14 protein-coding genes are annotated in these 15,473 nt (G+C 34.2%); 6 read left to right on the top strand and 8 right to left on the bottom strand.

The window, feature by feature from the left end:
- Positions 1 to 52: 52 nt before the first annotated feature.
- The gene (locus tag ACZ0AH_RS02580; protein ID WP_463474335.1) at positions 53 to 1,054 is read left to right on the top strand and encodes an NAD-dependent epimerase/dehydratase family protein; all 1,002 of its coding nucleotides are present in this window, start codon (positions 53 to 55) and stop codon (positions 1,052 to 1,054) included.
- Between the two features lie 5 nt (positions 1,055 to 1,059).
- On the opposite strand, the gene ACZ0AH_RS02575 is transcribed toward ACZ0AH_RS02580, so the two are convergent.
- From ACZ0AH_RS02575 to ACZ0AH_RS02565, 3 genes are read right to left on the bottom strand one after another with little or no spacing between them, the layout of a single operon-like run.
- A complete protein-coding gene (locus ACZ0AH_RS02575) occupies positions 1,060 to 1,527 on the bottom strand; it encodes a DUF4296 domain-containing protein (protein ID WP_463474334.1) in 468 nt (155 codons plus the stop codon).
- Positions 1,528 to 1,536: 9 nt separating this feature from the next.
- The gene (locus tag ACZ0AH_RS02570; RefSeq protein ID WP_463474333.1) at positions 1,537 to 2,877 is read right to left on the bottom strand and encodes a dihydroorotase; all 1,341 of its coding nucleotides are present in this window, start codon (positions 2,875 to 2,877) and stop codon (positions 1,537 to 1,539) included.
- Between the two features lie 10 nt (positions 2,878 to 2,887).
- Positions 2,888 to 3,613: a polyprenol monophosphomannose synthase gene (locus tag ACZ0AH_RS02565; RefSeq protein ID WP_463474332.1), complete on the bottom strand. Its 726-nt coding sequence runs from the start codon at positions 3,611 to 3,613 to the stop codon at positions 2,888 to 2,890.
- 106 nt (positions 3,614 to 3,719) lie between these two features.
- Here ACZ0AH_RS02565 and ACZ0AH_RS02560 point away from each other — a divergent pair, with 106 nt between their 5' ends.
- From ACZ0AH_RS02560 to ACZ0AH_RS02550, 3 genes are all read left to right on the top strand, one after another.
- A complete protein-coding gene (locus tag ACZ0AH_RS02560) occupies positions 3,720 to 4,409 on the top strand; it encodes a DUF4271 domain-containing protein (RefSeq protein ID WP_463474331.1) in 690 nt (229 codons plus the stop codon).
- Positions 4,410 to 4,423: 14 nt separating this feature from the next.
- Positions 4,424 to 5,173 (top strand): uroporphyrinogen-III synthase, encoded by a 750-nt coding sequence (locus ACZ0AH_RS02555; RefSeq protein WP_463474330.1) that lies wholly within the window; start codon positions 4,424 to 4,426, stop codon positions 5,171 to 5,173.
- A gap of 337 nt (positions 5,174 to 5,510) precedes the next feature.
- Positions 5,511 to 5,981, top strand: coding sequence for an Lrp/AsnC family transcriptional regulator (locus ACZ0AH_RS02550; protein WP_007811264.1), 471 nt, complete (start codon positions 5,511 to 5,513; stop codon positions 5,979 to 5,981).
- A gap of 161 nt (positions 5,982 to 6,142) precedes the next feature.
- On the opposite strand, the gene ACZ0AH_RS02545 is transcribed toward ACZ0AH_RS02550, so the two are convergent.
- From ACZ0AH_RS02545 to leuS, 5 genes are all read right to left on the bottom strand, one after another.
- Positions 6,143 to 6,835 (bottom strand): zinc metallopeptidase, encoded by a 693-nt coding sequence (locus ACZ0AH_RS02545; RefSeq protein WP_463474329.1) that lies wholly within the window; start codon positions 6,833 to 6,835, stop codon positions 6,143 to 6,145.
- A 103-nt stretch (positions 6,836 to 6,938) separates the two neighbouring features.
- Complete coding sequence (locus tag ACZ0AH_RS02540) at positions 6,939 to 7,538, bottom strand: hypothetical protein (RefSeq protein ID WP_463474328.1); 600 nt, start codon at positions 7,536 to 7,538, stop codon at positions 6,939 to 6,941.
- Positions 7,525 to 7,998, bottom strand: coding sequence for an RNA polymerase sigma factor (locus ACZ0AH_RS02535; RefSeq protein ID WP_463474327.1), 474 nt, complete (start codon positions 7,996 to 7,998; stop codon positions 7,525 to 7,527). Before ACZ0AH_RS02535 ends, ACZ0AH_RS02540 begins: the two co-directional genes overlap by 14 nt.
- A 2-nt stretch (positions 7,999 to 8,000) precedes the next feature.
- Positions 8,001 to 8,849: an alpha/beta fold hydrolase gene (locus ACZ0AH_RS02530; protein WP_463474326.1), complete on the bottom strand. Its 849-nt coding sequence runs from the start codon at positions 8,847 to 8,849 to the stop codon at positions 8,001 to 8,003.
- Positions 8,850 to 9,222: 373 nt separating this feature from the next.
- Entirely contained in the window at positions 9,223 to 12,147 is a 2,925-nt protein-coding gene (leuS, locus tag ACZ0AH_RS02525) for a leucine--tRNA ligase (RefSeq protein ID WP_463474325.1), read from the bottom strand.
- Between the two features lie 320 nt (positions 12,148 to 12,467).
- Between leuS and ACZ0AH_RS02520 the strand changes: the two genes are divergently transcribed.
- Together ACZ0AH_RS02520 and ACZ0AH_RS02515 are read left to right on the top strand one after the other, a co-directional pair.
- Positions 12,468 to 12,815, top strand: coding sequence for a winged helix-turn-helix domain-containing protein (locus tag ACZ0AH_RS02520; protein WP_463474324.1), 348 nt, complete (start codon positions 12,468 to 12,470; stop codon positions 12,813 to 12,815).
- Between the two features lie 82 nt (positions 12,816 to 12,897).
- A complete protein-coding gene (locus ACZ0AH_RS02515; RefSeq protein WP_463474323.1) occupies positions 12,898 to 15,459 on the top strand; it encodes a TonB-dependent receptor plug domain-containing protein in 2,562 nt (853 codons plus the stop codon).
- Positions 15,460 to 15,473: the final 14 nt, after the last annotated feature.

Raw genomic sequence — 15,473 nt, 5'->3', positions numbered from 1 at the left:
AAAAAGCCATAGTGCCTTTGCGCCTTTGTGGCAAAATCGGTATATTTACAAAATGGTATTAGTAACTGGAGGAACAGGTTTAGTTGGCGCGCATTTATTGCTTCATTTAATTGAAAATGGAGAAAACGTTCGGGCTATTTACCGAAATCAAAACAACATCCAAAAAACAAAATCGGTTTTTGAATTGTATAAAAAAGGTGATTTGTTTGAAAAAATCAATTGGCTTGAAGCCGATATTTTAGACGTTCCTTCTCTAGAAATTGCTTTTATCGACATTGATTATGTTTATCATTGCGCTGCATTAATTTCGTTTGATCCAAAAGATGAAGATTTACTAAGAAAAACCAATATAGAAGGAACTGCCAATATGGTGAATTTTTCTTTGGTTAAAGGAATTAAGAAATTCTGTTTTGTAAGTTCTATTGCTGCTTTAGGCGATTTAGCCGCACATGAAACATACATTACCGAAGAAACAGATTGGAATCCCGAAAAACCGCATAGCGATTATGCTATTTCGAAATATGGTGCCGAAATGGAAGTCTGGCGCGCCGTTCAGGAAGGCTTAAATATCATTATTATTAATCCGGGCGTTATTTTAGGCCCAATTCCGAAAACGAAAATATTCGAACAAGGAAGCAGCGAATTATACCAAAAAGTAGCCAACGGACTTCCCTTTTACACGCTTGGAAATACGGGTTTTATTGCCGTTAATGATGTCGTGAGAATTGCATTTGAATTAATGAAAAGCGAAATCAGGAACGAACGCTTTACTTTAATTGCTGATAATATTGTTTTCAGGGATATTTTGAACACAATTGCAGATACTTTAAAAGTAAAAAGACCAGGTATTCATGCAAAGCCAATATTTATGAATTTTCTTTGGATAGCTGACGGAATATTTTCGACTCTATTTTTCCAAAAAAGACGCATGACAAAAGCAACCGCAAAAGCTTCTTATTCTAAAAATCTCTATTCGAATGAAAAAATAAAAACCGCTCTGGGAACGGTTTTTTTAGATGTACATCAATATATACAAGAAGTTTCGAAGCTATAAAACGATTATCGCAACTGTCTTGTTCTTTTTATTGAATCCATATTTACTTTAGGAATTGTCTTTTTTATAGAATCCTTAGGAATTTCTTTTCCGCCTTTTTTCTTTAATTTGGCTTCTTTTTTCTCGTCTATTTTTACCAAAGAATCAATTGCTCTCTGATTTTTTGCCAATCGTTTGCCTATTTCGTCATACATATCTTTGTAGCTGTCATAATCAGATGCATAATAGATATTGTTTTGTGCAAATTGCAGACTATCAACTTTATATTTCTTGAAAATAAACTTAGTCGGACTCGTTTCGTTAGAATCAACCGCCATTGGATTTTGATATTTTATAGCTTCTAAAAGAGATAAATCATACATAATATCAATCATTTTTTCTTTCTCGATAAGTTTTGCAGGTTGTTTGACCAACTCTTTTTTACAACTTACAGAAAGAAACAAAACCAACATTATTACTATAAAATTCTTCATTTCAGCTTTTTATCTATCAAACAATAATCTTTTTCCCGGACGGATATCTTTTACTTTAAAATTATTATAAACCAATTCGCCATTTACAAAAGTATGGGTAATTCTTGATTTAAAAGTATAATTTTCAAATGGGGACCAGCCGCATTTTGCCAGGATATTTTCTGGTTTTACGCTCCATGGCAAACTTGGATTTACGATAACTAAATCAGCAAAATAACCTTCTTTTATAAAACCTCTTTTTTCGATTTTGAAAATTTTAGCCGGATTATGACACATTTTCTCCACGATTTTTTCAACGGTAATTTTTCCCTGATGATGCGCTTCGAACATGGCAATAACGGCATGTTGCACTAACGGACCTCCGGAAGGCGCTTTTAAATACGATTGCATTTTTTCTTCCTTAGTATGTGGCGCGTGGTCTGTAGCAATTACATCGATACGGCCATCGTTTAAGGCTTTCCAAAGTTCAGCTCTGTCTGCAGCCGTTTTTACAGCAGGATTCCATTTAATGAAATTCCCTTTTGTTTTATAATCTTCATCGGTAAACCAAAGATGATGTACACAAACCTCAGCCGTGATTTTTTTATCTTCTAACGGAATTTTATTCGTAAACAATTCCATTTCTTTCGCTGTTGAAAGATGAAAAATATGCAAACGCGCCCCTGTTTTTTTCGCTAAAGCAACAGCTTTTGAAGACGAAATATAACAAGCCTCAGCACTTCTGATTAAATGATGCGCCGTTACCGGAATATCATCTCCATATTGTTCTTTAAATAGGGCCAGATTATTTTGAATTGTAGTTTCATCTTCGCAATGAACTGCAATTAACATGGGTGTGCTTGAAAATATTTTTTCTAAAGTTGCTTCATTATCTACCAACATATTTCCGGTTGAAGAACCCAGGAAAATTTTGATTCCGGCAACATTTCTTGGATTTGTTTTTAAAACTTCTTCCAGATTATCATTGGTTGCGCCCATCATAAACGAATAATTCGCAAATGATTTTACGGCAGCAATTTGGTATTTATCTTCAAGGATTTCCTGAGTAACGGCATTTGGAACCGTATTTGGCTGTTCGATGAAAGAAGTAATTCCGCCTGCAACAGCAGCTCTTGATTCTGATTCGATATCGCCTTTATGGGTTAATCCCGGCTCTCTAAAATGTACCTGATCATCAATTGCTCCCGGCATTAAATAACTTCCTTCGGCATCTATAACAATACAATCAGATGTTTTTAGGCTAATGCTGTCCGCAACTTCAACAATTAAGTCGTTTTCGATCAAGACATCACCTTCAAAAATAGATCCTTCGTTTACAATTTTAGCATTCTTTATTAAAATCCTATTCATCACCGTGGTATTATAATGTATTGACTAATTTTTTTAATCTAAGCGAAATCACGCCAAGAATAGCTTCTTTAATAATGGCATTGCTCATTTTTGAAACACCTTTAGTCCTGTCTGTAAATATAATAGGAACCTCTGTAATTTCAAATTTAGCGCAATACGTCCTGTATTTCATTTCAATCTGAAACGCATAACCTACGAACTTTATTTTGTTCAGGTTGATCTTCTCTAAAACTTCTCTTTTATAACAAACAAAACCTGCCGTTGCGTCGTGAATTTTCATTCCGGTAATAAATTTTACATAAACCGAAGCAAAATACGACATCAAAACGCGGCTTAAAGGCCAGTTTACGACATTTACACCAGTTACATAACGAGAACCAATAGCGAGATCTGCGCCGCCAAAATGACAAGCATCAAATAATTTTTCGAGATCATTGGGGTTATGCGAAAAATCAGCATCCATTTCAAAAATGTAATCATATTTACGTTCTAATGCCCATCTAAAACCATGAACATAAGCAGTTCCTAAACCTGATTTTTTAGCTCTTTTTTCTAAAAATAACCTTTCGGGAAATTCTTCCTGTAATGCAATCACCTTATTAGCAGTGTGATCAGGCGAATTATCATCTATTATTAAAAGATGAAAAGGTTTATGTTGTGAAAGTACTGCTCTAACTATACTTTCAATATTTTCGATTTCGTTGTAAGTGGGGATTATGACAATACAATCATTCATTTTTCTGGGTAATTTCAACGCAAAAGTAAACTTTTTATGGCATTTGATTCATAATAAATTTATAATAAAAGTATTGATACAAAAAATTACTAATTTTGTATTCGTTATGATTGAACAACTTCATCCCCGAATTCTCGCAGACAAAGACTGGGCAACACTTTTATTTGTGGTTGCATTTGCTGTTGTTGCTATGACTAAATCAGCTTATGAGAATAGATTTAGCGAATTTAGCAAGCTTATTTTCTCAGATAAATACGCAAAAATTTACCGTGACAGTAATATTAAGAGCAGTTTTACGGTTGGTTTATTTTTTGTGCAGGTAATTTCTTATGCTTTTTTTATTCAGCTTACGATGCACATATTTTCAGAAAATCCTAAAACAGGAACTTATAATGTATTAAAAACAGATTGGATTTTATTCATCCAGATCGCAACATTCCTGCTTTATTTTATTCTGGCAAAGTATTTAATCGAGAAAATTGTGGCAACTTCTTTTAATATTGATGAATTTGTAGAACTTTTTAACTTACAAAAAGTCACCTATAGAACTTATATTGGCGTTTTAATCCTTCCGGTTAATGCTGTTTTATTTTATTATGACAATATTCCCAAAAGTATACCCCTAGCAATTATAGGCATTTCGCTGTCTATAAGTCTATACTCATATTTTATTTCAATAAAAACATATCAAAACGCAATAATCAGCAAGTTATTTTATTTTATTTTATATCTTTGCGCTCTTGAAATAGCCCCTTATTATTTTCTCTATTATTGGATTACAAAAGGGAGTGCTTAGAAAAAGTTTACAATATGAAAGTGAAAACAATTTTGGTGTCACAGCCTGAACCTAAAGTGGAAAATTCTCCTTACTTTGAGCTCCAACAAAAACACAAAATAAAAATTGATTTCAGACCATTTATTCATGTGGAAGGGGTTAATGCAAAAGAGATTCGATTACAAAAAATCGACCTTAATCATTATACTGCTATAATTTTGACAAGCCGTAATGCGGTTGATCATTTTTTTAGAGTAGCAGATGAAATGCGTTACAAAGTCCCTGAAGGATTAAAATATTTTTGTCAATCTGAAGCAGTTGCTTTTTACCTGCAAAAATATGTAGTGTACAGAAAGCGTAAAATTTATGTGGGAGCAAAAGATTTTGCGGACTTATCTCCATTAATTAAAAAATACAAAGACGAAAAATTCTTGTTGCCGGCATCTGATCAGTTAAATGCTGACGCGCCTATTACTTTAAATAATCTGAAAGTAGATTGGACACAAGCCGTTTTTTACAAAACTGTAATGAGCGACTTATCTGATTTAGCCGATGTTTATTATGATGTATTGGCATTTTTTAGTCCAACCGGAATAAAATCATTGTTTAAAAACTTCCCTGATTTTAAACAAAATGATACCCGAATTGCTGTTTTTGGAAGCACAACTCAAAAAGAAGCGCTGGATTATGGTTTAAGAATCGATATTCTTGCACCAACTCCTGAAACTCCTTCTATGACAATGGCTTTAGAAAAATACATTAGCGAAGCAAACAAAGGAAAATAATCCTTTTTTAAATTACAATATTAAAATTCCAAATTCCAATTATCTTATTGGGATTTGGAATTTTTTTATTTATCATTAAGAGATTAAGAAAAATTAAGTTTTCTCTAATGATTTCTCAAGCAAGATTAAGCATCCTTTCTTTATTTCCTTAATGAATCTGCAAAGCAACAATTAAGCATTCTTGCTTTATTTTCTTAATCTCTTAATGGTGAAAAAAAACTCAACGCTGAGAAAAACAATTCAAATCTTGATTTTTTAAATATTTTAAACTTTTATTCCTAAATTTGATTTCTAACTAAAACCAAATAACTAAAATTAGTTTCAAATTACAACTCTTATGAAAATCAATTCCCTTTTAATTGAAATTGACGGTATCGATAAAGAAATTCTCCGTTATTTAATGGACGATGCCCGAAAACCTATTTTACAAATTGCCAATAAAATTGGTATTTCAGGAGCAGCAATTCATCAGCGGTTAAAAAAACTGGAACAATCAGGAGTTATTTCAGGATCAAAATTTACGGTAAATCCAAAGGTTTTAGGTTATAACACCATGGCTTTTATTGGCGTTTACTTGGACAAAGCTTCCCGAAACTCTGAAGCTGTAAAAGATTTAAAGAAAATTCCAGAAGTTCTTGAATGCCATTATACAACCGGAAACTGGTCGGTTTTAATAAAAATCATTTGTCGCGATAACGAACATTTAATGCAGCTTTTAAATACCAAAATCCAGGCTATCGAAGGCGTTTCAAGAACAGAAACATTTATTTCGCTGGATCAGCAGATTGACAGGCAGATTCAATTATAAATTAGAAAATGTGGCAATTAGATAATTAGATAATTTTTCAATTCTACAAATAGACAATTGTCTAACATCTATAAACAACAAAACCCGACATGTTTTAAATCTGTCGGGTTTTGCTATAAATTATCTAATTGACTAATTATCTAATTGCCACATTAAAAAGCTTAATCTCTCCTGTTATTACTTCCTGCATAAATCGAGATGTAATACAATAATGTTGCAATTGATCCCAAAGCTGCTACCAGATACGTTCTTGCAGCCCATTTTAAAGCATCTTTTGCTCCGGCTTGCTCTTCTTGTGTGAGCATGTGTTTATTTTCTAACCACGCTAATGCCCTGTTGCTTGCGTCGTATTCTACAGGCAAAGTTACAATCGAAAACAGAGTTGTTACGGCAAAAAGCACTATTCCGATTAACAATAACGAAGGAAACATGTTTATCATTAGAATTCCGGCCAACAAAACCCATTGCATATAATTCGATGCAACATTTACAATTGGCACAAGCGTAGAACGCATCGTCAGCCATTGATATCCCACAGAATGTTGTACAGCATGACCGCATTCGTGAGCCGCAACAGCAGCCGCAGCCGCATTGCGATGATTGTAAACCGCTTCGCTTAAATTTACGGTTTTATCGCCTGGATTATAATGATCTGTTAACTGGCCCGGAACAGAAATCACGCGAACATCCGTAATTCCGTTATCCGCCAACATTTTTTCAGCAATTTCGGCACCGCTCATTCCGTTTCGTAATTGCAATTTAGAATATAATTCGAATTTACTTTTTAGTTTTGAACTTACCAACCAGCTGAATAACATAATTGCACCGGCAATAATTAAATATCCACTTCCCATAATTTTTGATTTTTGATTGAAATTTAAAGTTACAAAACAAACCGCAATTTCTGAACCAATTTAAAAAAATGTCATTTTGGCATTTATATTCAATTCAAATAATTTATTCAACATCCAATTGTTTATTGACATCTTCAAATTTAGAAATCAGATCATTAATTTTTGCCTGTTGCTTTTTTATCTGTTTCGGGCGAAGAAAAAACCAATTAAACAACATCCAAATCAACGTTATTCCATACGTGAAACTTGCCCAGAAAATTGTCATTCTAATCGTATATTCATACATATATAAACCAATCCCGATTCCGAGTAAAACAAAGTATAAACTCAACATGGTAGATTGCATAAACTGCTGTTTCTTTTTAATCGAAATCAGTTTTTGCAGATATTCCTGATTCGTTTGGGTCGTGTCTATATTTTTATAAATGGTTAATAATCGATTATAAGCCATCAGATAAATAACCATTGCTAAAATCGTTACAACAATTCCAATTTTAGTCGAAATAAATTCAGGCTGATAATAATACCAGATAAAAACAATAAAAGCGCAAGTTGCAAAAAGCATAACATTAGTGATCAACAAACTACGCAAACCGGCTTTTTTAAATTGTTTTAATCTCAAAAGCAAATCTTCTATATTGGGTTGATTTACGGTTTGTTTTTTCCATAAATCTTTAAAATCTATATTGTTATTGTGGTCCATTTTCTTTAAATTTTTGGGTCAATTTTTCTTTTATCCTGTGAATTTTCACTCTTGTATTCGCTTCCGAAAGTCCAACGATTTTAGCGATTTCCGACTGTTTGATATCTTCGAGTTCCAGCGAAATAATGATACGTTCTGTTTCGGGTAATTCGGCAATACATTTATACAAAAACTGAATTTGAGGTTCTAATGACTGTTGTTTTTCTTCACTTAAGTGAATGGGCAAATCTGATTTAGGAAAACGTTTGTCTTTTTCAATTTGCCGTAAACAATTATTAGATGCAATTCTGAAAATCCAGGTTCCTATACTGGACTCATTTCTAAAAGTATCGAGTTTTTGCCAAACAATAACAAAGGTTTCCTGAGCCAGATCCTGTGCGATATCATAATCATTCACAAAACCCATACAAAGCCTGAATATCCTCTCCCAATACGTTTTATAGATTTCTTCAAATTCCATTATTACTGTTTTAGAAAATTGTTTAACTGACCTAAATACCAAGCTGTATCATCATACATAATAAAATGCAATCCTGTCGTAGCATATTGAAAATTAGCCGTTTTCAAATTCTTATACTGATCTTCAATAGCAGGTTTTAAATTTATAAAATAAGATTCTAATAAAATTAAGGCTGGACATTTTATCGAAGCGATTTTATCTCTCAAATCAACATTGAAGAAATCACAATACATTCCGGCAAAAGTTTGTCTGTCTGATTTTACGCTCCAATCCACTACCATTTCCAGTTTTGATGTATCCTGCAAAAGTCTTGGCATAGTTTGTTTTTGCATATCATAAAACTGAGTATCCGTCATTCCGGCCATTTGGGTAACCATTGGCGAACAATCGTTATTTTCTTTTGATTTAAAAGAAGGATCAGATAATGCAGCCAGACAAGGAAGCGCGTCGACCACCACGATTTTACCAATCAAATCCGGATAATCGGCTGCAATTGCAAGTGCCAGTCCGCCGCCCATGCTGTGGCCAATTAGTATTGGTTTTTGAATGTTATTGTCTTTTATATAATTGGCAATTCCATTTTCCCAATTTTTGAAGGTTGCATTTCCTTGTGGTTTTACTCCGGCGAAACCAGCCATTGTAAGCGTATAACAGGTAAAATCTTTTTCGAAATTCATTTTAGTTTCATTCCACACATCTCCTGAAGATGCAAATCCGGGAATAAAAATTATAGCTTGTTCTCCGTGACCGGTTTTGACAACCTCAAACGGAAATGATTTGGTTTGTGCAAACACATTTAAACATAATGCTGAAAATAAAAGGGCGATAACCAAGATGATATACTTTTTCATTTTTAATAGATTTAAGTTTTTAAATGATTTAATTCGCCTTTTGGATACGAAAGGTTTTAAAATGTTACAGATTTTTTTGAAAAAAATAAATTCCAATATTTTGAAATTCCAAATTCCAATTTGAATGCGATGAAATTTCGCCACGAATTCACTAATTTTCAGATTAATTCGTGAATTCGTGGCGAAAAAAGCCAAAGAAACTCCACAATTTTGTCATCCTGAGCGAAGTCGAAGGAAACATAAGAAACTCCATAAAGTGCGGTCCTTCGACTTCGCTCAGGATGACAAATCAAAACAAAAAAAATTCCAAACTCCAACAAAAATTGGAATTTGGAATTTAATCCCGATAACTATCGGGATGGAATTTATTTGGCTATCCAACCAAATTGATGATTTTACCAGGAACAATAATCACTTTATTTGGAGTTTTTCCATCAAGTTGTTTTTGAGTTCTTTCATCTTTCATGATGATTTCTTCGATTTGTTCTTTGGTTAAATCCAAAGGCAATTCGATGGTGAAACGCATTTTTCCGTTGAAAGAAACCGGATATTCTTTATTGGTTTCAACCAAATGTTTGGCTTCAAAAACAGGGAAAGCAACTGTCGAAATCGAATCTTTATGTCCTAATTGCGACCATAATTCTTCTGCGATATGCGGTGCATAAGGCGAAACCAAAATGGCTAATGGTTCAAGAATTGCTCTTGAATGACAATTTTGAGCTGACAATTCATTTACACAAATCATAAACTGAGAAACCGAAGTATTAAAAGAGAAACTCTCGATATCTTCTGCTACTTTTTTGATCGTTTTGTGTAATGATTTTAAGTTGTCTTTTGTTGGTTCGTCGTTGTTTACGATTAAGCCATTATCATCAAAATACAATCTCCATAATTTTTTAAGGAAACCAAAAACTCCTGTTATCCCTCCAGTACTCCAAGGTTTTGTTTGTTCTAGTGGTCCTAAAAACATTTCATACAAACGTAAAGTATCAGCTCCATACTCATTACAAATATCATCTGGATTAACTACATTATACCAACGCTTAGACATTTTTTCAACTTCACGCCCAACGATAAATTTTCCATTTTCCGATATAAATTCACCATTTTCAAATTGAGGCTGCCAGTTTTTCAATCTTTCAATATCAATTTCATCTGCAGCATTTACCATATTAACATCAATATGTAAAGCCTCAGTTTCATAATCATTTTTAAGATTTTTAGAAACGTATTTATTAGTTCCTGAAACTCTATAAACCAAAGCACTAGTTCCCAAAATCATTCCCTGATTGATCAGTTTTTTGAATGGTTCTTCTGTTGGAGCAAAACCTTTGTCTTTTAAGAATTTATTCCAAAAACGAGAATATAGTAAGTGTCCGGTTGCGTGTTCGCTTCCTCCAATATATAAATCTACGCTCTCCCAATATGCTAAAGCTTCTTTGCTTGCAAATCTATCTTCATTGTGCGCATCCATATAACGCATCCAATACCATGAACTTCCCGCCCAGCCTGGCATCGTGTTCAATTCAAGAGGGAAAATTTCGAAATTATCAACCAAATCCGTATTAACAACTTCATTGTTTTTGGTATCCCAAGCCCAAATTGTTGCGTTTCCTAACGGAGGCAAACCATCTTCGGTTGGTAAATATTTTTCTACTTCAGGCAAAATAATTGGCAAATGTTCTGCAGCGATCATTTTCGGCAATCCATTTACATAATAAACCGGGAAAGGCTCTCCCCAATAACGCTGACGGGAGAAAACGGCATCACGCAAACGGTAATTTGTTTTTCCGGTTCCCTGACCTATTTCTTCTAAGGCAGCAATTACTTTTTGAGTTCCTGTTTTATAATCTAATCCGTTTAAGAAATCAGAATCTACTAATTGAAAACCTTCTTTTGCTCCAAAAGCAGCCTCAGAAATATCTTTATCAAAAATATTCTTAATTTCCGGCATTCCTCCCGAAGCCTCGGGATGACCTTTAAAGAAATTTGCAAAAGCATAATCTCTTTCGTCTCCGCACGGAACCGCCATTACAGCGCCTGTTCCGTAACCTGCCAAAACATAATCTCCAATCCAAACCGGAATTGGTTCTTTTGTAAAAGGATGTTCGGCATAAGCTCCGGTAAATACGCCCGAAATGGTTTTTACATCGGCCATACGCTCACGTTCAGAACGTTTTGCTGTTTTTTCGATATAAGCCTCAACTGCATTTTTTTGATCAGCAGTTACAATTTTAGCAACCAAATCATGTTCCGGAGCCAAAGTCATAAAAGTTACTCCGAAGATGGTATCAGGTCTTGTTGTAAAAACTTCAATAAAATAGTCCAAAGTCGAATGTCCAAAGTCTGAAAGCGTAGCTCCACTTTCGACTTGCGACTTTTGACTTTTGACTTTAAATTTAACCAGCGCTCCAACCGATTTTCCAATCCAGTTTCTTTGAGATTCTTTTATAGATTCGCTCCAGTCGATATCATTTAAACCTTGCAGCAAACGCTCTGCATAAGCAGAAATTCGCATGCTCCATTGCGTCATTTTTTTACGAATTACAGGATATCCTCCACGCTCAGAAACACCGTTTACAATTTCGTCATTTGCCAAAACGGTTCCTAAACCGGGACACCAGTTTACTTCTGTTTCGGCCAAATACGTTAATCTGTACTGCAACAGGATTTTTTCCTGCTCATCTGCCGAAAACGCTTTCCATTCGCTTGACGAAAAACTTTGAATATTATCATCAGATACGGCATTTACTTCTGCATTTCCTTCTTTTTCGAAAATAGCGGTCAAAGTCGAAATATCTTCGGCTCTGTTTGTTTCTTTATTGTACCATGAATTAAACAATTGAATAAAAATCCATTGCGTATGTTTATAATAATCAGGATTTGAGGTACGCACTTCACGCGCCCAGTCAAATGAAAACCCAATTTTATCTAATTGTTTTCTATATCCGGCAATTTGTTTTCCTTCTTTATCAACTCCACCGTCAATGTTTACGCGTGTTGTATCTTCCGGACGCTGCCCGGTCTGGATCGCATATTGTTCTGCCGGCAATCCAAAACTATCATATCCCATTGGGTGTAAAACGTTGAATCCCTGATGTCTTTTGAAACGAGAATAAACATCTGAAGCAATATAACCCAGCGGATGCCCAACGTGTAATCCCGCTCCGGATGGATAAGGAAACATGTCTAAAACATAATGCTTCGGTTTTTCAGAATTGTTTGACGCAGCAAAAGTTTGGTTTTTAGCCCAATATTTTTGCCATTTTTCTTCGATTTCGTTCGGATTGTACTTCATTTCTAAGTGACTAAGATTCTAAGTTACTAAGGTTCTAAGGCTTTTCACTAAATTAATTATTAGCCGCAAATTTACATTTATTGATGATTGTACCAAAGCTATTTCTCTGACAAACAAATAAAAAAACACATTACTTATTTTTAATTACGTAAAAATACTTAAATTCGTGTTTTTATACTTATAAAAATAGCGTTTTCTAAACCATACAGAAAAGTTCCGGAGGAACGAGCCATATTGTAGGGCTGGATTTTAATCCAGTAAAAATTAAAGAATATTATTACACAATAATCATTATTTTTGAAGATCATTAAATGAGTCAAATGAGTAATAGCAAAAAATATTCTGTTGAAGTTCGCCTTTGGATAGAAGAAACCGAAGGCCCATTTCTGGGAATTGGGAAAATCTGGCTTTTAGAAAACATTCGAAAAACAGGTTCTATTACCAATGCGGCAAAAGAAATGAAAATGTCGTATCGTCAGGCATGGCAACTGGTTGAAGAAATGAATCAGCGCGCAGAAAGTCCTTTGGTAGAAAAATTACTTGGCGGAAAAGGCGGCGGAGGTGCAAGATTAACAGAAGCTGGAGAAAAAGCTATCATTCTTTTTTATGAAATCGAAAAGCGAATTAAAGATTTTGCTTTAAAAGAAACCCAAAACCTTAAATTTTAAATTTTAAAATATCAAACAGTAAAAACCAATTTTATAATTATCAGTATTCATTTTAAAACATACTGAAAGCTAAATTCAAATTATGAAAATAAAACTTTACATATTTCTTCTGTTTATAAGTTTTAGAGGCTTTTCTCAAACAGAAAATTCAAAAAAAGAGCAAGACAGTATTAAAAAACAAGATTTAAACGAAATTGTAATTACTGCTTCCCGCCGTTCTGAAAATATTATGCGTTCGCCGATAAGTATCGAGCAGTTAAAATCGGCGGAAGCCAAAAATATGGGATCGCCAAGTATTTATGAAGCATTAGAAAATGTAAAAGGTGTTCAGATCATTACGCCGAGTTTGGGTTTTAAAGTCATTAATACGAGAGGTTTTGCCAATTCTACAAACGTAAGATTTGCACAATTGGTTGACGGAATCGATAATCAGGCGCCACATTTGGGCGCGCCAATTGCAAACGCACTCGGCGCAAATGACCTTGACATTGATAAAATCGAAATTATTCCGGGAACGGCCGCCGCTTTATACGGAATGAACGCTATTAATGGTTTGGCAAATATTCAGACCAAAAATCCTTTTGAATATCAGGGTATCAGCATTCAGCAATTAACGGGCGTAAATCATGTTGGCAATATTGACCGGTTTTCACCGAAGATATACTCGCAGTTTAATTTTCGTCTTGCAAAAGCATTCAACGAGAAACTGGCTTTCAAAATAAATGCTTCGTCAACTGGCGGAACAGATTGGGTTGCGGATGACAGAACCGATTTGGCGCCAAATGCAAATGTTTCTACCAATTTATATGGCTCAGATAATCCGGCTTATGACGAAGTTAACGGTTACGGAAATGAATCTGCAAATAGGAAAACCTTAAACCTTAACGGAAAAAATTATGTCGTTGCGAGAACGGGTTATCGCGAAACTGACATTTCTGATTATGACATTAAAAATTATAAAGCTGATGTTGGCTTATACTTTCGTCCAAAACCAGGAAACGAATTAGTCGTGACTTATAAAACGGCTTTAATCAATACGATTTATCAGCGTTCGAATAGATTTCGACTTGACAATTATACTTTAAATCAATTTGCTATTGATTATCATACTCCCATTTTTGAGGTAAAAGCATACGCAACAACCGAGAATACTGGAGATTCTTATAATATGCGCTCATTAGCCGAAAATATGGATCGTGCTTATAAATCTGATGATAAATGGTTTGCAGATTATACGACAGCTTATAAAAATGCAATTACGAACGGAGCAACTGTTGCAGATGCACATAAAATTGCCAGAAGCTCATCTGATCAAGGGCGATTTGAGCCCGGAACTGAAGCGTATGAAAACAAGAAAAAAGAGTTAATTGACATTAATAATTGGGATATTGGCGCAGCTTTACGCGTAAAATCGACTTTGGTTCATGCCGAAGGTTTGATTAATTGGGATAAAGCTTTTAGATCTTTCTTCGAAAAAATAGAAGCTAAATTATTAAGCGGTTTTGATTACAGAACTTATATTATTGTTCCTGACGGAAATTATTTTATTAATCCCGTACACGCTTCCGAAAACTTAACGTATCAAAAAACCGGAGCTTTTACACAATTAACAAAGGATTTATTCAATAACAAACTAAGTTTAGGCGCGACAATCAGAATGGACAAAGCGGATTATTTTGATGTAAAATTTACGCCTCAGTTTACGGCAGTTTATGCTCCAAAAGAAACACTTAGTTTTAGGGCATCGTATCAAAACGGATATCGTTTTCCGAGTATTTTTGAAGGTTTTTCGAATGTAAATTCCGGAGGCGTAAAACGTGTTGGCGGTTTGAGAATTATGTCTTACGGAATTTTTGAGAATTCATTTACCAAAGCTTCAATAGATAAATTTCAGGCGCAGGTAAATAGTGATGTTAATACACTTGGAATTACGCAGGTGCAAGCTATTGAAAAGAATAAAAATACGATTCAGAAAAATCCATATACGTATTTGGAACCTGAATTTGTAAAATCATTCGAATTTGGATTTAAAGCAATTACCTTAAACAGAAATCTTTTTGTTGATGCTGATTTTTATTACAACTCTTATAAAAATTTCATTGCTCAGGTTGAAGCCAGTATTCCGAATACAACAGATCCAAATCTTATTCCGACCGCTTTATATTCTAAAAACAGTCAAAACAGATATCGTTTATGGACGAATTCTAAAAGTAAAATTTATAATTACGGAGGAAGTTTAGGTTTAAAATATCGAATTGATGAAACTTTTACGGCTTTAACAAATCTTACGTATACAAAACTGGATAGAACTGATGATAAAGATGGTTTAGAGGATGGTTTTAATACGCCGGAATTTAATGTAAACGGCACTTTAATGGCACAAAATATCTGGCGAGATCTTGGTGCAAGTGCAACGGCGCGATATCAAAATAATTTTGATTATGTTTCTTTTTTAGTTTCAGGAACCGTTCCCGCCTATTGGTCGATGGATGCACAAATCAATTATAATTTTAAGAAAACAGGTTTAACAACTAAATTGGGAGTAACCAATTTTCTAAATAAACCGTATACATCAATTCTTGGCGGACCATCAATTGGCGGACTATATTATTTATCTATAACCTGGGAAACGAAAAAAATCTAAAGCAAATCAATCAT

The organism is Flavobacterium sp. AC105 (genome assembly GCF_979258495.1).
The sequence above is the reverse complement of the archived record's forward strand: the minus strand, read 5'-3'. Positions and strand labels throughout refer to the sequence as shown.